Below are 17,548 nucleotides of genomic sequence, written 5' to 3'. Positions count from 1 at the left end.
GGGTGCGGCTACGATGACCGGCACAAGGACGGGCGGCGAAAGGGAGTCGTCCCCTGGGGCGGCGCCCGGTGTACCGCCGGGGCGAGGAGGGCGGGCCATGGTGCAGAAGGCCAAGATCCTCCTGGTCGATGACCGGCCGGAGAATCTGCTGGCGCTGGAGGCCATCCTCTCTGCGCTCGATCAGACGCTGGTACGGGCATCCTCCGGGGAGGAAGCGCTCAAAGCACTGCTCACGGACGATTTCGCGGTCATTCTGCTGGATGTCCAGATGCCGGGCATGGACGGTTTCGAGACCGCCGCGCACATCAAGCGGCGTGAGCGCACCCGGGACATCCCGATCATCTTCCTCACGGCGATCAACCACGGCCCGCACCACACCTTCCGGGGTTACGCGGCGGGCGCGGTGGACTACATCTCCAAGCCGTTCGACCCGTGGGTGCTGCGCGCGAAGGTCTCGGTCTTCGTGGAGCTGTACATGAAGAACTGCCAGCTGCGGGAGCAGGCGGCGCTGCTGCGGCTGCAGTTGGAGGGCGGCGGCAAGGGCGCGGTCGGGGGCAAGGAGTCCGCGGGGCTGCTCGCCGAGCTGTCCGCGCGGCTCGCGGCCGTGGAGGAGCAGGCCGAGGCGCTGTCCAAGCAGCTGGACGACGACTCGGCGGACGCGGCCGCGGTGGCCACGGCGGCCCACCTGGAGCGCAAACTCACCGGGTTGCGGCGTGCGCTCGACGCGCTGGAGCCGGGCACGGGTGCCGGTGGTGCCTCCGTGCCGGTGCAGAACTGACGCGGGCGAACCGCAGTTGCCGGTGAGCGTGCGTCAGTTTCGTGCCCCGGCAGGGGCGACACGAACGGGTGAAGCAGTGGGCACACGTGTCCGCGGTCGTCTCCCCCGGTAACCTCACACCCATGGCCTCACGTCCCTCCGCAGCCAAAAAGCCGCCCGCGAAGAAGGCGGCCGCTCCGGCGAGGAAGGCCGCCGCGAAGAAGGCTCCGGCCAAGAAGGCGCCCGCGAAGAGAGCGGTGAAGAAGTCCGCGCCGCCGAAACCGGCCCCGAGCGCCACCGGGGGCCTGTACCGGCTCGTACGCGCCGTCTGGCTCGGCCTCGCGCACGCCGTCGGCGCGGTCTTCCGCGGCATAGGGCAGGGCGCGAAGAACCTCGACCCGGCCCACCGCAAGGACGGCGTGGCGTTGCTGCTGTTCGGCATCGCGCTGATCGTCGCCGCCGGCACGTGGGCCGACCTGAAGGGCCCGGTCGGTGACCTGGTGGAGATCCTGGTCACCGGCGCCTTCGGCCGGCTCGACCTGCTGGTGCCGATACTGCTCGCGGTGATCGCCGTACGGTTCGTCCGGCATCCCGAGAAGCCGGAGGCCAACGGCCGGATCGTGATCGGCCTGTCCGCGCTCGTCGTCGGTGTGCTCGGCCAGGTCCACATCGCCTGCGGCTCGCCCGCCCGCAGCGCCGGTATGCAGCCCATAAGGGACGCCGGCGGCCTCATCGGCTGGGCGGCGGCGACCCCACTGACCTACACGATGAGCGACGTGCTCGCCGTACCCCTGCTGGTGCTGCTGACGATCTTCGGTCTGCTCGTGGTGACCGCCACCCCGGTCAACGCCATCCCGCAGCGACTGCGCGCGCTCGGCGTGAGCCTGGGTGTGCTGCGCGATCCCGAAGAGCTGGAGTTCGCCGCGGACGACGAGCGCTACGACGAGCAGTGGCGCGAGGCGCTGCCGGCGCGCCCCCGCAAGCGTTCGAGTGCCCCTTCGGCTTACGAGCCCCACACTGCCGAGGAGGAGGCCCTCTCGCAGCGCCGCGGCCGCCCCCGCCGCTCCGCGGTGCCGCAGCCGGACCCGCAGCGGCAGATGGACGCCGTGGACGTCGCCGCTGCCGCCGCTGCCGCCCTCGACGGTGCCGTCCTGCACGGCATGCCGCCGTCCCCGCTCGTCGCCGACCTCACCCAGGGGGTCAGTGCCGGCGACCGCGAGGACACCGCGCCGACGCCGGTGCCCACGCCGGCGCCCGCGCCTGCTACGGTCCCGGCCGCGCGCCCCAAGCAGGAGAAGTTCACGTCCGGGACCGTCCCGGACCTCACCAAGAAGGCCCCCGAGGCGCCCCGCGACCTGCCCGCGCGCGCGGAGCAGCTCCAGCTCTCCGGCGACATCACCTACGCGCTGCCGTCCCTGGACCTGCTGACACGCGGCGGCCCCGGCAAGGCGCGCAGTGCCGCCAACGACGCCGTCGTCGCCTCGCTCACCCAGGTCTTCACCGAGTTCAAGGTCGACGCGGCCGTCACCGGCTTCACCCGCGGTCCGACGGTCACCCGCTACGAGGTCGAGCTCGGCCCCGCCGTGAAGGTCGAGCGGATCACCGCCCTGACCAAGAACATCGCGTACGCGGTCGCCAGCCCCGATGTGCGGATCATCAGCCCCATCCCCGGCAAGTCCGCGGTGGGCATCGAGATCCCGAACACCGACCGGGAGATGGTCAACCTCGGTGACGTGCTGCGCCTCGCGGAGTCCGCCGAGGACGACGACCCGATGCTGGTCGCCTTCGGCAAGGACGTCGAGGGCGGTTACGTGATGCACTCGCTGGCGAAGATGCCGCACATGCTGGTCGCCGGTGCCACCGGCTCCGGCAAGTCGTCCTGCATCAACTGCCTGATCACCTCGGTCATGATGCGGGCGACCCCGGAGGACGTCCGGATGATCCTGGTCGACCCCAAGCGCGTCGAGCTGACCGCCTACGAGGGCATCCCGCACCTCATCACGCCGATCATCACCAACCCCAAGCGGGCCGCCGAGGCCCTCCAGTGGGTCGTACGCGAGATGGACCTGCGCTACGACGACCTCGCGGCGTACGGCTACCGGCACATCGACGACTTCAACCGCGCGGTGCGCGAGGGCAAGGTCAAGCCGCCCGAGGGCAGCGAGCGCGAGCTGCAGCCGTACCCGTATCTGCTGGTGATCGTGGACGAGCTGGCCGACCTGATGATGGTCGCCCCGCGCGACGTCGAGGACGCCATCGTGCGCATCACGCAGCTCGCGCGCGCGGCCGGCATCCACCTGGTGCTCGCCACCCAGCGTCCGTCGGTCGACGTGGTCACCGGTCTGATCAAGGCCAACGTGCCCTCCCGGCTGGCCTTCGCCACCTCCTCGCTGGCCGACTCCCGGGTCATCCTCGATCAGCCCGGTGCCGAGAAGCTGATCGGCAAGGGTGACGGCCTGTTCCTGCCGATGGGCGCGAACAAGCCGACCCGTATGCAGGGAGCGTTCGTGACCGAGGAGGAGGTCGCGGTCGTCGTCCAGCACTGCAAGGACCAGATGGCGCCGGTCTTCCGGGACGACGTCACCGTGGGCACCAAGCAGAAGAAGGAGATCGACGAGGACATCGGCGACGACCTCGACCTGCTGTGCCAGGCGGCCGAGCTGGTCGTCTCCACCCAGTTCGGGTCGACGTCCATGCTCCAGCGCAAGCTGCGCGTGGGCTTCGCCAAGGCCGGCCGGCTCATGGACCTCATGGAGTCCCGCAACATCGTGGGACCGAGCGAGGGCTCCAAGGCACGTGACGTTCTCGTGAAACCCGACGAGCTGGACGGCGTGCTCGCGCTGATTCGCGGGGAGTCCGAGGGGTAGCGCGAAGGGCCGTTCGGCCGAGGCGGTTTACGCCGGGTGGTGGGATGTCGTGACCCACCCGTTAGAGATCGGTGAGCAACCGTCTCCCTTCGTGGTACGTCCAGTTGAGCGAGGGGACAGGTAGGGGCCTCATCCTGGGGTACCTGCCAGTCCAGCGGTCGGGATGTCGGGCCATTCCGATGGCGTACAAAGTCAGACCGCCCGGTTGCCCCACCCTTTCGTACTCCCCCTAGACTGAGCTTCCAGCACAGGTGGCTACACGCTCGAAAGGCGCCCCCGTGTCCATCGGCAACTCCCCTGAAGACGAGCGTCCGTACCGAGACGAGTCCCAGGAAGCCCGTTCCTCCGTGGGTCGCGCCCTTCAGCAGGCGCGGATCGCGGCCGGGCTCACCGTCGACGATGTCAGCAGCGCCACTCGTGTTCGCATCGCCATCGTGCACGCCATCGAGGCGGACGACTTCGCCTCGTGTGGCGGCGACGTGTACGCCCGCGGGCACATCCGCACGCTGGCCAAGGCCGTCCATCTGGATCCCGAGCCGCTGATCGCCCAGTACGACGCCGAGCACGGCGGCCGCCCCGCGCCCACCCCCGCCGCACCTCTGTTCGAGGCGGAGCGGATCCGTCCCGAGCGGCGCGGGCCGAACTGGACCGCGGCGATGGTCGCCGCGATCGTCGTCGTGATCGGCTTCGTCGGCTTCACCGCGTTCAAGGGCGGCGGCAGCGGCAATGACGCCAAGTCGCAGCTCGCCGACGGTGCCACGCCCGCCGTCAGCAAGGCCGCCTCGCCCAGGCCCAAGAAGGAGAAGCCCGCCGCGCCGACCGGCGAGCCCAGCGACAGCGCCATCGCCGCCGCGCCCCAGGACAAGGTCACCGTGCAGGTCAGTGCGGCGAACGGGCGCAGCTGGATCTCGGCCAAGGACCACAACGGCCGGATGCTCTTCGACGGGCTGCTGAAGCAGGGCCAGTCCAAGACCTTCCAGGACAGTTCCAAGATCAATGTGATCCTCGGTGACGCGGGCGCGATCCAGCTCTACGTCAACGGCAAGAAGATCGAGGACAACTTCCGGCCGGGCGCGGTGGAGCGCCTCACGTATACGAAGGGCGACCCCGAGGCCGGATGAGGGGCCCTGCGGGGGAGCGGATGTGACGGGGTAGGCCAAGATCGGCCAACCCCGTCGACGTGGGGTGCCGGAGAGACAAAGTAGTCTTGAGCCCATGCCTGAACGCCGTACCGTCGCACTCGTCACTCTTGGCTGCGCTCGTAACGAGGTGGACTCCGAGGAGCTCGCAGGCCGTTTGGAGGCGGACGGCTGGCAGCTCGTCGAGGACGCCGCGGACGCCGACGTCGCCGTCGTCAACACCTGTGGCTTCGTCGAAGCCGCCAAGAAGGACTCCGTCGACGCCCTGCTGGAGGCCAACGACCTCAAGGACCATGGCAGAACCCAGGCCGTCGTGGCGGTGGGCTGCATGGCCGAGCGGTACGGCAAGGAGCTGGCCGAGGCGCTGCCCGAGGCCGACGGCGTGCTCGGCTTCGACGACTACGCGGACATCTCCGACCGCCTGCAGACCATCCTGTCCGGCGGCATCCACGCCGCCCACACCCCCCGCGACCGCCGCAAGCTGCTGCCGATCAGTCCGGCCGAGCGCCAGGAATCGGCCGCCTCCGTCGCGCTGCCCGGCCACGCTCCGGCCGACCTCCCCGAGGGCGTCGCGCCCGCCTCCGGTCCGCGCGCGCCCCTGCGCCGGCGCCTGGGCGGCTCACCCATCGCCTCGGTCAAGCTGGCCTCCGGCTGCGACCGGCGCTGCTCCTTCTGCGCCATCCCGTCCTTCCGCGGCTCCTTCATCTCCCGCCGCCCCAGCGACGTGCTGAACGAGACGCGCTGGCTGGCCGAGCAGGGCGTCAAGGAGATCATGCTGGTCTCCGAGAACAACACCTCCTACGGCAAGGACCTGGGCGACATCCGCCTGCTGGAGTCCCTGCTGCCGGAGCTGGCCGAGGTCGACGGCCTGGAGCGGGTGCGGGTGAGCTACCTGCAGCCGGCCGAGATGCGCCCGGGCCTGATCGACGTCCTGACCTCCACCCCGAAGGTCGTCCCCTACTTCGACCTGTCCTTCCAGCACTCCGCGCCGGACGTGCTGCGCTCCATGCGCCGCTTCGGTGACACCGACCGCTTCCTGGAGCTGCTCGACACGATCCGCGGCAAGGCCCCCGAGGCCGGCGTGCGCTCCAACTTCATCGTCGGCTTCCCCGGCGAGAGCGAGTCCGACCTGGCCGAGCTGGAGCGCTTCCTGAACGGTGCCCGCCTGGACGCGATCGGTGTGTTCGGCTACTCCGACGAGGAGGGCACGGAGGCCGCGACGTACGACAACAAGCTGGACGAGGACGTCGTCGCCGAGCGCCTCGCCCACATCTCCCGGCTGGCCGAGGAGCTGGTCTCGCAGCGCGCCGAGGAGCGCGTCGGCGAGACCGTGCACGTCCTGGTGGAGTCCGTGGACGAGGAGGAGGGTGTCTACGGGCGTGCCGCGCACCAGGCCCCGGAGACGGACGGGCAGGTGCTGCTCACGAGCGGCGAAGGCCTGAGCGTCGGACGTATGGTCGAGGCGAAGGTGGTCGGTACGGAGGGTGTCGACCTGGTGGCCGAGCCGCTGACCGGCTCGCTCGCGTGTAGTGAGGAGGCGGGCAGATGACCGGAGTCCCGGCATCCGCCGCGGGCGGCTCCTCCGGCGCGCAGGGCGCCCGGGGCTCCGCCGCCGCTGCCGACGGCGTTGCTTACGAGGTCTCCGGTTCTGGTTCAGGTCCCGCCGGTCCGGTCTCCGGGTCTGCTTCGGGTCCCGCCACGGGCCCCGAGGGTTCCGGCACGGGCCCTCTGAGTCCCGCCACAGGTGCCGGGGGTTCCGTCGCGGAACCCGACCCCGAGGGCGGTGGCAGGGCCGCGCGCGGAGGGAAGATCGCGGCGGCGGCCGTCAACCAGGCCAGCGTCTGGAACGTCGCCAATCTGCTGACGATGCTCCGGCTCCTGCTGGTGCCCGGCTTCGTGGCGCTGATGCTCGCGGACGGCGGCTACGACCCGGCCTGGCGCTCGCTGGCCTGGGCGGCCTTCGCCATCGCCATGATCACCGACCTCTTCGACGGGCATCTGGCGCGCACCTACAACCTGGTCACCGACTTCGGGAAGATCGCCGACCCCATCGCCGACAAGGCGATCATGGGGGCGGCGCTCATCTGTCTCTCCTCCCTGGGCGATCTGCCGTGGTGGGTGACGGCCGTGATCCTCGGCCGGGAACTCGGCATCACGCTGCTGCGTTTTCTGGTCATTCGCTACGGCGTGATCCCCGCCAGCCGCGGCGGCAAGCTCAAGACGCTCACCCAGGGCGTGGCCGTCGGGATGTACGTCCTGGCACTGACGGGCTGGCTGGCCACCATGAGGTTCTGGGTGATGGGCGCGGCGGTCGTCCTCACCGTCGTGACCGGTCTCGACTACGTAAGACAAGCCATAGTGCTGCGCAGGCGGGGAATCGCCGAGCGCGCGGCGGCGTTGGAGGAGAAGGAAGCGTGAGTTCCCCGGCCACCGAACTGGTGCGACTACTGACCGTGAGGGGCGAAACCCTTGCCGTCGCCGAGTCGCTCACCGGGGGCCTGGTAGCGGCGGAGATCACCGGTGTGCCCGGAGCGTCCAAGGTGTTCCGGGGCTCGGTCACCGCCTACGCCACTGAACTCAAGCACGAGCTGCTGGGTGTCGACGCCGCCCTGCTGACACAGCGCGGAGCGGTGGATCCGCAGGTCGCGGGCCAGATGGCGGCCGGGGTACGCAAGGCCCTGGGGGCCGACTGGGGCGTTGCGACCACCGGAGTGGCCGGTCCCGATCCCCAGGACGGCAAGCCGGTCGGGACAGTGTTCGTGGCCGTCGACGGGCCCGCCACCGCCCGCCCGGGTTCTGCCGGTGGCGGAAAAGTCGCGGCCCTGCGGTTGAACGGCAGCCGTGCGGAAATTCGTATGGAGAGTGTACGGAGCGTACTCGCAGTGCTTCTGGAGCAGCTTGCGGGCGAACAGACCGGGAATGAGCGGGCACAGGATACGGAACGGAACGGGGGGTTTTGATGTTTGCAGCCCTGAGTGAACACGACATCGCTCCCCGCACGGCCGCGGCGCAAGGCGGTACGGTGGGGCGAGAAGGATGCGGCTACGCGGTCCGAGGAGGGAGCCACCGATGATTCTGCTCCGTCGCCTGCTGGGTGACGTGCTGCGTCGGCAGCGCCAACGCCAGGGCCGTACTCTGCGCGAAGTCTCCTCGTCCGCCCGAGTCTCACTCGGCTATCTCTCCGAGGTGGAGCGGGGGCAGAAGGAGGCTTCCTCCGAGCTGCTCTCCGCCATCTGCGACGCGCTGGACGTACGGATGTCGGAACTGATGCGTGAAGTCAGCGACGAGCTGGCGCTCGCCGAGCTGGCCCGGTCCGCCAGGGCCACCGAGCCCGTGCCCACGTCGGTCCGTCCGATGCTGGGTTCCGTGTCGGTGACCGGTGTGCCACCGGAACGGGTGACCATCAAGGCGCCCGCGGAGGCGGTGGGCGTCGTCGCCGCGTGAGGTGCGCCTGCGCGGCCTAGCCATCCGATACGAGTGAAGCCCCGGCCGGGCTTCCCCGGGGACACCCGGGAAGCGCGGCGGGGGCTTTCGCGTTGCCGGTGCTGGGCGGTGCGGTCATGGTGGAGGGACGTGACGGCGCCCGAGCACCGGAGGAAGCGGATGTACGTCGTGAAGAGCCCGTTGGCCGACGCGGACCTCAAGACCGTGTCCGAGGCGCTGCAGGGCGCGCTCGTCGACCTGGTGGACCTGTCACTGGTCGCCAAGCAGATCCACTGGAACGTCGTCGGTCCCCGCTTCCGGTCCATCCACCTCCAGCTCGACGAGGTCGTCGACTCCGCCCGCACGCACTCCGACACGGTTGCCGAGCGGGCCTCGGCGCTGGGCGTCCCGCCCGACGGACGTGCCGCCACGGTGACCTCCGGCAGCGGCATCAAGACCGCTCCGGCCGGCTGGATCAAGGACGGGGACGCGGTCGGGGCGATGGTGGACGCGCTCGGCGCGGTGATCACGCGGATGCGGGAGCGGGTGGGCGCGACCGGGGCGGCGGACCCGGTGTCGCAGGACATCTTCATCGGCATCACGGCAGATCTCGAGAAGCATCACTGGATGTTCCAGGCGGAGCACGCCTGACGCGACCGACGCCCGGACGACTCAGCCCGTACACCGGACCGGCCCGTCTGCGTCCGTGTGCCCTCGATGCGCCCTCTTGGTGACAAAGGGCACCGATTAGCGTCCGGCAGGAGGTGGTGGCGGGCATGGTGGGGCGGATAGTGCGGATGGGGCCGGCAGTGCGCTGGGGCGTCGCTCTCGGGCTGGGCGCGGTGTGGTGGTGGGCCGTGCTGCGGCTCGCCCTGGCGGAGGGGGCGGGCGTGCTGGAAGGGGCCGTCGTGGCCGGTGGCTGGGGGCTGAGCCTGCTTCCGGTGCACTGTGCGCCCGAGGGGAGCGCGGCCGGCGCCGTGTCGACGGGACGCTGGGCCGGCGCCTGGCGGACGGGGCACGTCACCAGGGCATGGCCACACCCCCGTTCGGGCGAAGGATCTGACCCGTCGTGAACGCCGACGCGTCGGACGCCAGATACAGCACCGTGTGCGCGACGTCGTCCGGCTCGCCGACCCGTCCCAGCGGTGTCATGCGGGTCATCACGGCCTCGGTGTGCGCCTGTGCCTCGCGGTCGTGGCGGTCGGTCATGGGGGTACGGACCCAGCCGGGCGCGATCGCGTTGACCCGGATGCCGTTTCTGCCGACCTCGGTCGCCAGCGTCTTGGTCAGCTGCACCACGGCCGCCTTCGCCGCGCCGTAGCAGAGCAGCCCGGCGCCGCCCGTGTCGACCGCGCCGGATGCCATGGTGACGATGCTGCCGCGGGTCTCGTGGGCGAGCATCAGCCGGGCCGCCTCCTGGCAGGCGTACAGCACCCCCTTGAAGTTGACGTTCAGCACCCGGTCGAGGTCCTCGTCGCGGGTCTCCAGCACGGGGCTGCTGTGCATGATCCCGGCGATCGCCGCAAGCACGTCCAGGCGTCCGCAGGACCGGACGGCCTCGCTGAGCCGGGCCCGGTCGGTGACATCGAGAACGTGCACACGGGCCGTGCCGCCGCGGTCCTTGACCAGCGATGCCGTGCCGTGCAGACCGTCCGCGTCCCGGTCGGCGCAGTGCACCGTCGCGCCCGCCTCGGCGAGCAGGACGGCGGAGGCCCGCCCGATGCCGCCGGCGGCTCCGGTGACGAACGCGGTGCGCCCGGTGAGGTCGTACGCCGTGAGAGGCATGAGGGGACGGTACGAGCGTTTCTGACGGACCGTCAATTGGTGTGCGGGCACTGATGTCAGCGGGGCGGGGACCCGACCGAAGCGCCCCCGGACGGACTGCCCGCCGAGGCCGGTCGGTGTGCGGCGTCAGACGGTGCGGCGGGGGTAGCGGTCCCGCCAACGCTGGGGCGCTCCCGGTGCGGGGGCCGGGCCCGTCTGGCACGTGGGGCACCAGTAAGTGGGGCGGTCCTGGGAGCCGTCGCCCTGGTCGGCCACCCGGACGGGGGTCTGACAGCGCAGGCAGGGCCGGGGCGCGCGGCCGTACACGAACAGGTCGTACCGGTGCAGGCCCGTGGTCTGCCGGACCGGGCGGTCGCGGTTGATCTCCAGCAGCCTCTGGGCGAGGGCGGGCAGCTGCTCGGCGCGGTCCGCCGGGAGCGCGCCAACCGGCAGCCAGGGCGTCACGCCGAGCAGGAAACACAGCTCGCTCTTGTAGATGTTGCCGATGCCGGCCAGATTGCGCTGGTCGAGCAGGGCCTCGCCGAGCTGGCGGGCGGGTTCCGCGAGGAGGTTGGCCAGGGCGCGCTCGGGGTCCCAGTCCGGGCCGAGCAGGTCGGGGCCCAGATGGCCGACGACCCGCTCCTCCTCGGTCGTGCGCAGCAGCTCCAGGACCTGGAGGCGGTACCCGACGGCCGTGCGGTCGGCGGTGGCGAGGACCGCACGGATCTGGTGCCCCGGTCCGCCGCGCCAGCGCTCGCCCGTGCCGTACACCTTCCACGCCCCCTCCATGCGCAGATGGGTGTGCAGGGTCAGGCCGCCCTCGAACCGGGTGAGCAGGTGTTTGCCGCGCGGGATCGTGTTGAGAACCCCACGGCCGGTGAGGTCGACCGTGGCGTACTTCGGCACCCGGAAGTCGCTGCGGGTCAGCGCCTGGCCCGCGAGGGCCTCGTGCAGCCGCCTCGCGGCCTGCCAGACCGTGTCACCTTCGGGCATGCGTCAAGGGTGCCACGGCCGGGGGACAGCGGTGCATGGTGCCGGTCACGCTCTCAGGCGCAGGCCGCGCGGTGTCGCGACGAACCCCGCCGCCTCCAGAAGAGTGCCTAGGGGGGAGGTCAGGGCCTGGGCGCCGTTGATCCGCTCGACCGTGACCGTGCCGAGGGAGCCCGCGCGGGCGGCCGCGGCCAGTGCCTCGGCGGCGGTACGCAGACGCGGGTCGTCCGTGGCGGCGATGTCCGGGCCGGCGGGCCAGGCCAGCAGTGTCTTGCCACCGCGCTCCATGTACAGCGTCAGCTCGCCCTCCACCAGGACGACCAGCGAGCCCGCCTTACGGCCCGGCTTGTGCCCGGCACCGGTCGGCGGCTCCGGCCAGGGCAGCGCCGCACCGTAGGCGTTCGCGGGGTCGGCCGCGGCGAGGACCGCGGCACGGGGGTCGGGCGTGGACGTACGGCCATTGCCGTGGCCCCGGTTCCCGGCCGGGCCGTAGGCGGTGGCCCGGCCTCCTCGGGGACCTCCGTAACCGGGGGAGGCGAAGGGATCGGCGAGATCGCGCGGGGAGACGTGGTCGCCGGGGGTGGTGGCGTGGTCCGCCGGCGGCCAGGTGAAGTCGCCGTCGAGGCCGGGATGGGCGAAGCCGCCGTCGGCTCCGTCGAAGGCGCCGGGGGGTGTGTGGGCGTGCGGGCCGCCGCCCGTTCCGGTACCGCCGGGGGTGGCGAAGCCGCTCGGGAAGCCCGGGTCGGTGAATCCGTTCGGCAGGCCAGGGCCGGCGAAACCGTTGCCGGAACCCGGGGCGGGCTGCGCCTCGCCCCGTTCGCGGGCGTTGGACACGGCACGCAGACGGTCCACCGCGCCATCCATGGCGAACTGGGCCGCGCCCAGTCCCTCGACGACGTAACCGCGCCTTGCCTGGCCGCTTTCCTCGAAGGCGGACAGCACGCGGTACACCGCCGAGAAGCCGCCCTCGACGCCCTCCGCGGCGACCGCTCCCCGAGTGACCACGCCGTGCCGGTCGAGGAGGGTGCGGGCCAGGGCGTGCGCCCGCACGGTGGCGTCCGGTTCGACGGAGGGCAGCAGCGACCAGCGCCCGGCGACCGTCGGCGGCCCGGTACGGGAGGCGGTGCGGGCGGCGGCCGTCAGGGAGCCGTAGCGGCCGCGCGGGACGCTGCGCCTGGCACGGTGGGCCGTCGAGCCCGCCGTACGGCCCGAGCCCAGCAGGGAACGCATCGGCGCGAGCGTGTCATTGGTGAGCCGGCCCGACCAGGCCAGGTCCCACAACGCGTCGGCCAGTTGGGGGTCGGTGACCTCGGGGTGCGTGGTGGCCCGTACCCGGTCGCCGATCTGACGGAAGAACAGGCCGTAGCCGCCGGAGAGGGCGTCGAGGACGGACTGGTGGAGCGCGGTCAGCTCCAGCGGGTGCGGTGGCGACAGCAGCAGCGTGGCCGCGTCGGCCAGATAGAGGGAGACCCAGCCGTCCTTGCCGGGCAGGGCGCCCGCACCGGCCCACACCACCTCGCCCGCGGCGGCCAGCTCGTCGAGCATCGACGGCGTGTAGTTCGCCACGCGGGAGGGCAGGACCAGCTTCTCCAGCGCGGAGGCGGGCACGGAGGCGCCCTGCAACTGCTCGATGGCGCGCACCAGTCCGTCGACGCCCCGCAGCCCGTGGCCCCTGCCGATGTGCTGCCACTGCGGCAGGAACTGCGCGAGCGCGGCCGGTGGCACGGGCTCCAGCTCGTGGCGCAGCGCCGCGAGGGAGCGGCGGCGAAGCCGTCGCAGTACGGCCGCGTCGCACCACTCCTGGCCGATGCCCGCCGGGTGGAACTCCCCCTGGACGACCCGGCCGTTCGCCGCGAGCCGCTGCAGAGCGCCCTCGGTGACCGCGACGCCCAGGCCGAACCTGGCCGCCGCGGTGGCCGACGTGAACGGGCCGTGGGTACGGGCGTATCGCGCGAGGAGGTCACCCAGCGGATCCTTGACCGGCTCCGTGAAGGCCTCGGGGACGCCGACCGGCAGCGCCGTGCCGAGCGCGTCGCGCAGCCGGCCCGCGTCCTCGACCGCCGCCCAGTGGTCGGTGCCGGCGATGCGGACCTTGATGGCCCGGCGGGCACCGGCCAGCTCACGCGCCCACTGCGCGTCCGCGCCCCGCGCGACCAGCTCGGCGTCGGTCAGCGGGCCGAGCAGCCGCAGAATGTCGGCGACTCCCTCCACGTCCTTGACCCGGCGGTCCTCGGTGAGCCACTGGAGCTCGCGCTCCAGCTCGGTCAGCACCTCCGCGTCGAGCAGTTCGCGCAGCTCCGCCTGGCCCAGCAGCTCGGCCAGCAGCCGGGAGTCCAGGGAGAGCGCGGCGGCGCGGCGCTCGGCGAGCGGGGAGTCGCCCTCGTACAGGAACTGGGCGACATACCCGAAGAGCAGGGAGCGGGCGAACGGGGACGGCTCCGGGGTGGTGACCTCGACCAGGCGCACCTTGCGGGCCTCGATGTCACCCATCAGCTCGACGAGTCCGGGGACGTCGAAGACGTCCTGGAGGCATTCGCGGACCGCTTCCAGGACGATCGGGAACGAGCCGAACTCACTCGCGACCTGCAGCAGTTGTGCCGCGCGCTGGCGCTGCTGCCACAGCGGGGTGCGCTTGCCGGGACTGCGGCGCGGCAGCAGCAGCGCGCGGGCCGCGCACTCGCGGAACCGGGCGGCGAACAGAGCCGAGCCACCGACCTGGTCGGTGACGACCTGGTCGACCTCGCCCTTGTCGAAGACGGCGTCCGCCGCGCCCACGGGGGCCTGCTCGCTGTCGTATGCGGTGCCGGCCTTCATCGGCTCCTGGTCGAGCAGGTCCAGGCCCATCAGGTCGGCGTCGGGCAGACGCAGCACGATGCCGTCGTCGGCGTGCATGACCTGCGCGTCCATGCCGTACCGCTCGGACAGGCGGGCGCCGAGGGCGAGAGCCCAGGGGGCGTGGACCTGGGCGCCGAAGGGGGAGTGCACGACCACCCGCCAGTCGCCCAGCTCGTCACGGAAGCGCTCCACGACGATCGTACGGTCGTCCGGAATGTGGCCGCAGGCCTCGCGCTGTTCGTCCAGGTACGACAGCACGTTGTCCGCCGCCCACGCGTCCAGGCCCGCCGCGAGCAGGCGCAGCCGGGCGTCGTCCTTGGACAGGGAGCCGACCTCGCGCAGGAACGCGCCCACCGCGCGGCCCAGTTCGAGCGGGCGACCCAGCTGGTCGCCCTTCCAGAACGGCAGCCGGCCCGGCACACCCGGCGCGGGGGACACCAGGACCCGGTCGCGGGTGATGTCCTCGATGCGCCAGGAACTCGTGCCCAGCGTGAAGACGTCCCCCACCCGGGACTCGTAGACCATCTCCTCGTCGAGTTCGCCGACCCGGCCGCCGCCCTTCTTGGGGTCGGAACCGGCGAGGAAGACCCCGAACAGGCCGCGGTCGGGGATCGTGCCGCCGGAGGTGACGGCGAGCCGCTGGGCGCCAGGGCGGCCGGTGACGGTGCCGGCCACCCGGTCCCACACCACGCGCGGGCGCAGCTCCGCGAACGCGTCGGACGGATAGCGGCCCGCGAGCATGTCGAGAACCGCGGTGAAGGCCGACTCGGGCAGCGAGGCGAAGGGGGCCGCACGGCGGACCACGGCGAGCAGGTCGTCGACCTGCCAGGTGTCCAACGCGGTCATCGCGACCAGTTGCTGCGCGAGCACGTCCAGCGGGTTCGCGGGCACCTTCAGGGACTCGATCGAACCCGAGCGCATCCGCTCGGTGACCACGGCCGCCTGCACGAGGTCACCCCGGTACTTGGGGAAGACCACACCGGTGGAGACGGCGCCGACCTGGTGCCCCGCGCGGCCGACGCGCTGGAGCCCGGATGCCACCGACGGCGGGGACTCGACCTGGACGACGAGATCCACGGCGCCCATGTCGATGCCCAGCTCCAGGCTGGACGTGGCGACCACCGCGGGCAGCCGGCCCGCCTTCAGGTCCTCCTCAACCAGAGCACGCTGCTCCTTGGAGACCGAGCCGTGGTGCGCGCGGGCGATCACCGGGGGCGCGCCCAGGGCCGCGCCCGAGCCGCCCATCAGCTCGGCGGGGGAATGGTGTTCGCCCAGGGTCTCGCCGGTCGCACGCTCGTACGCGATCTCGTTGAGCCGGTTGCACAGCCGCTCCGCCAGGCGCCGGGAGTTGGCGAACACGATCGTGGAGCGGTGGGACTGGACCAGATCGGCGATCCGCTCCTCCACATGCGGCCAGATCGACGGCCGCTCCCCGCCGTCGGCGGCGTCGGCCGCCGGGGCGCCGCCCAGCTCGCCCATGTCCTCGACCGGGACGACCACGGAGAGGTCGAACTCCTTGCCGGACTTCGGCTGGACGATCTCCACCTTGCGGCGCGGGGACAGGTACCGGGCGATCTCGTCGACCGGGCGCACGGTCGCCGACAGGCCGATCCGGCGGGCCGGTTTCGGCAGCAGCTCGTCCAGCCGCTCCAGGGAGAGCGCCAGGTGGGCGCCGCGCTTGGTGCCCGCGACCGCGTGCACCTCGTCCAGGATCACCGTCTCCACGCCCGTCAGCGCGTCGCGCGTGGCCGAGGTCAGCATCAGGAACAGCGACTCGGGGGTGGTGATGAGGATGTCCGGTGGCCGCGTGGACAGCGCGCGCCGCTCGGCGGCCGGGGTGTCGCCGGAGCGGATGCCGACCCGGACCTCCGGCTCGGGCAGCCCCAGGCGCACGGACTCCTGCCGGATGCCGGTCAGCGGGCTGCGGAGGTTGCGCTCGACGTCGACGGCGAGGGCCTTCAGCGGGGACACGTACAGCACCCGGCAGCGTTTCCTCGGGTCGGCCGGGGGCGGGGCCGACGCCAGCTGGTCCAAGGCGGCCAGGAACGCGGCCAGCGTCTTGCCGGAGCCGGTCGGGGCGACCACCAGCACGTCCGAGCCCTGCCGGATGGCCTGCCACGCGCCCGCCTGGGCCGCGGTGGGCGCGGAGAAGGCCCCCGTGAACCAGCCGCGGGTCGCGGGCGAGAAGCCGTCGAGGGCTCGATGTGCTGAGCTGACCATGCGTCCATCCTGCACCCGCCTACTGACAATCGCGCTGACCTGCGCATACGCCATGCGTCGGGGCGGCGGCAGGCAGCCGGTCGGGGGCGGAGGGGCGGACAACGGGCGCATGGCCGGCAGAGCTGGGCGGCACGAGGGCCGACCGAGCGGGGACGGGGCGGGCCCGGAGCAGGTCGACTCCGGGCAGCTCCTCGTACCGCCAGTGCCGCGCCCGCTCCACCGGTTCCGAGGCGTCCGCCGACGCCGGAGCCCTCGCGCCGCTCAACCCCAGGAGAGGACCGGCTCAGCCCACGAAGCGTCCGTACGCCCTCAGTGTGCGCAGCGCCCTGATCGTCACCAGGGGGCGGGCCTCCAGCGCGGGTGCCGGTGCCCACCGGCGCCAGCGGATGGGCCAGCCCCCGTCCTCCTGCTGCTCGGCGGCCAGGTGGTCCAGCGAGCGGGCCATCTCGTCGTCCGTGAACCACGCGCGCGCGAGCGATCGCGGGCTCTTGGCGAAGTCGTGCGGGAAGTGATGCTCGCCCGGGGCGTAGCCCGGCGCGACCGGATACGCGTCGAGACCGTCCGGGTCCAGCGCCGCGAGCCGCTGCTCCCGCACCAGGCGGCCCAGCCGGTCGGCGGCGGCCTCCGCACGCGGGCGGTCGGGAGCCGAGTCCAGGAAGGCGACGGCGGCCTGCACCTCGTAGGGGTGGGACTTCTCCAGGGACTCGACGGCCTGCCAGCAGAAGTCGGTGGCCCGGAACAGCCAGGCATGCCACACCTCGTTGTGGTGCAGCAGCCCGACGACCGGACCGGTGGCCAGCAGTTCGCTGGGCGGGTCGTCGAGGACCGGGACGAACGGTGCCGCCGGATATCCGCGCTGGCTGGGATGGATGGCCGGCAGCGCACCGTCCGCGGTGGAGACGGAGGTCAGATAACGGCACACACGCTCCACCCGCTGCCCGCCGCAGCGCCCGATGGCGTCCAGCACACGCAGCGCGTGGGCGGTGTGCAGGGGCTGGCTCACGGGTCCGCGCAGATCGGGCTCCAGCGCGTGCCCGTAGCCGCCGTCCTCGTTGCGGTAGGCATCCAGCGCCGCTTCCACCGTGTCCGGGGCGCCGTGCAGGAAGTGGTACGCGAAGAGGCGCTGCTCCAGCACGCGCGCGGTGAGCCACACGAACTGTTCGGCGCGGAAGAGCGGGGAGCGCGCCGGGTGCGCAGGGGGGAGTGGGGAAGCTCCTGATTCGGCCATGCGTCAGACCGTAGGACGGAAAGCGGTCTCGGCAAGCGGCTCCGGGCGGGGCCCACCCCCAGGGGCGGGATACTGGGCTCATGCGGTTGACGGTCTTCTGGCAGCGGATGGCGGAACACTTCGGTCCGGGGTACGCCGACACCTTCGCGCGCGATCACGTCATGTCGGAGCTGGGCGGACGCACGGTGAACCAGGCGTTGGACGCCGGCTGGGCGGCCAAGGACGTGTGGCGCGTGGTGTGCACGGTCATGAACGTGCCAGGGGAGAGGCGTTGACGCGGCAGCCCCGGCGCATTGATCGAAACGGCCCCGGCCAAGCCGTGAAG

Annotated in this window: 14 protein-coding genes; 10 read left to right on the top strand and 4 right to left on the bottom strand. The window is 72.2% G+C overall.

Translation table 11 applies throughout. The annotated features are described in order from the left end of the window. Positions 1-97 precede the first annotated feature (97 nt). From AC07C1_RS06130 to AC07C1_RS06090, 9 genes are all read left to right on the top strand, one after another. The gene (locus AC07C1_RS06130; protein ID WP_478937211.1) at positions 98-778 is read left to right on the top strand and encodes a response regulator; all 681 of its coding nucleotides are present in this window, start codon (positions 98-100) and stop codon (positions 776-778) included. 122 nt (positions 779-900) lie between these two features. Beyond that, a complete protein-coding gene (locus tag AC07C1_RS06125) occupies positions 901-3,624 on the top strand; it encodes a DNA translocase FtsK (protein WP_478937210.1) in 2,724 nt (907 codons plus the stop codon). A 278-nt stretch (positions 3,625-3,902) separates the two neighbouring features. Further along, complete coding sequence (locus tag AC07C1_RS06120) at positions 3,903-4,745, top strand: helix-turn-helix domain-containing protein (RefSeq protein WP_478937209.1); 843 nt, start codon at positions 3,903-3,905, stop codon at positions 4,743-4,745. A 94-nt stretch (positions 4,746-4,839) separates the two neighbouring features. Continuing rightward, on the top strand, positions 4,840-6,312 hold the full coding sequence (gene rimO / locus AC07C1_RS06115; protein ID WP_478937208.1) for a 30S ribosomal protein S12 methylthiotransferase RimO: 1,473 nt from the start codon (positions 4,840-4,842) through the stop codon (positions 6,310-6,312). Continuing rightward, positions 6,309-7,181, top strand: a complete 873-nt coding sequence (pgsA, locus tag AC07C1_RS06110) for a CDP-diacylglycerol--glycerol-3-phosphate 3-phosphatidyltransferase (protein ID WP_478937206.1) — start codon at positions 6,309-6,311, stop codon at positions 7,179-7,181. Before rimO ends, pgsA begins: the two co-directional genes overlap by 4 nt. Further along, positions 7,178-7,723 carry a CinA family protein gene (locus AC07C1_RS06105; protein ID WP_478937204.1) on the top strand — a complete coding sequence of 182 codons (546 nt, stop codon included), beginning with the start codon at positions 7,178-7,180 and terminating at the stop codon, positions 7,721-7,723. The genes pgsA and AC07C1_RS06105 overlap by 4 nt, the downstream gene beginning before the upstream one ends. Positions 7,724-7,832: 109 nt before the next feature. Continuing rightward, positions 7,833-8,207, top strand: coding sequence for a helix-turn-helix domain-containing protein (locus AC07C1_RS06100; RefSeq protein WP_478937202.1), 375 nt, complete (start codon positions 7,833-7,835; stop codon positions 8,205-8,207). Between the two features lie 159 nt (positions 8,208-8,366). Next, the gene (locus tag AC07C1_RS06095; protein WP_478937238.1) at positions 8,367-8,837 is read left to right on the top strand and encodes a Dps family protein; all 471 of its coding nucleotides are present in this window, start codon (positions 8,367-8,369) and stop codon (positions 8,835-8,837) included. A gap of 146 nt (positions 8,838-8,983) precedes the next feature. Next, positions 8,984-9,259, top strand: a complete 276-nt coding sequence (locus AC07C1_RS06090; protein WP_478937237.1) for a hypothetical protein — start codon at positions 8,984-8,986, stop codon at positions 9,257-9,259. Here the strand turns inward: AC07C1_RS06090 and AC07C1_RS06085 are convergent. The 4 genes from AC07C1_RS06085 to AC07C1_RS06070 all read right to left on the bottom strand — a co-directional run bounded on the left by AC07C1_RS06085 (position 9,207) and on the right by AC07C1_RS06070 (position 17,223). Then, a complete protein-coding gene (locus AC07C1_RS06085) occupies positions 9,207-9,971 on the bottom strand; it encodes an SDR family NAD(P)-dependent oxidoreductase (RefSeq protein WP_478937201.1) in 765 nt (254 codons plus the stop codon). The genes AC07C1_RS06090 and AC07C1_RS06085 overlap by 53 nt on opposite strands. A gap of 126 nt (positions 9,972-10,097) precedes the next feature. After that, a complete protein-coding gene (locus tag AC07C1_RS06080) occupies positions 10,098-10,943 on the bottom strand; it encodes an Fpg/Nei family DNA glycosylase (protein WP_478937200.1) in 846 nt (281 codons plus the stop codon). Positions 10,944-10,988: 45 nt separating this feature from the next. Continuing rightward, a complete protein-coding gene (locus tag AC07C1_RS06075) occupies positions 10,989-15,995 on the bottom strand; it encodes an ATP-dependent helicase (protein WP_478937198.1) in 5,007 nt (1,668 codons plus the stop codon). A 283-nt stretch (positions 15,996-16,278) separates the two neighbouring features. Further along, positions 16,279-17,223 carry a hypothetical protein gene (locus AC07C1_RS06070; RefSeq protein WP_478937197.1) on the bottom strand — a complete coding sequence of 315 codons (945 nt, stop codon included), beginning with the start codon at positions 17,221-17,223 and terminating at the stop codon, positions 16,279-16,281. A gap of 80 nt (positions 17,224-17,303) precedes the next feature. Between AC07C1_RS06070 and AC07C1_RS06065 the strand changes: the two genes are divergently transcribed. Beyond that, entirely contained in the window at positions 17,304-17,498 is a 195-nt protein-coding gene (locus tag AC07C1_RS06065; RefSeq protein ID WP_478937196.1) for a DUF3046 domain-containing protein, read from the top strand. Positions 17,499-17,548 lie beyond the last annotated feature (50 nt).

The sequence above is a fragment of the Streptomyces sp. NPDC045022 genome (genome assembly GCF_056432605.1).
This window is presented reverse-complemented; position numbering and strand designations above follow the sequence as displayed.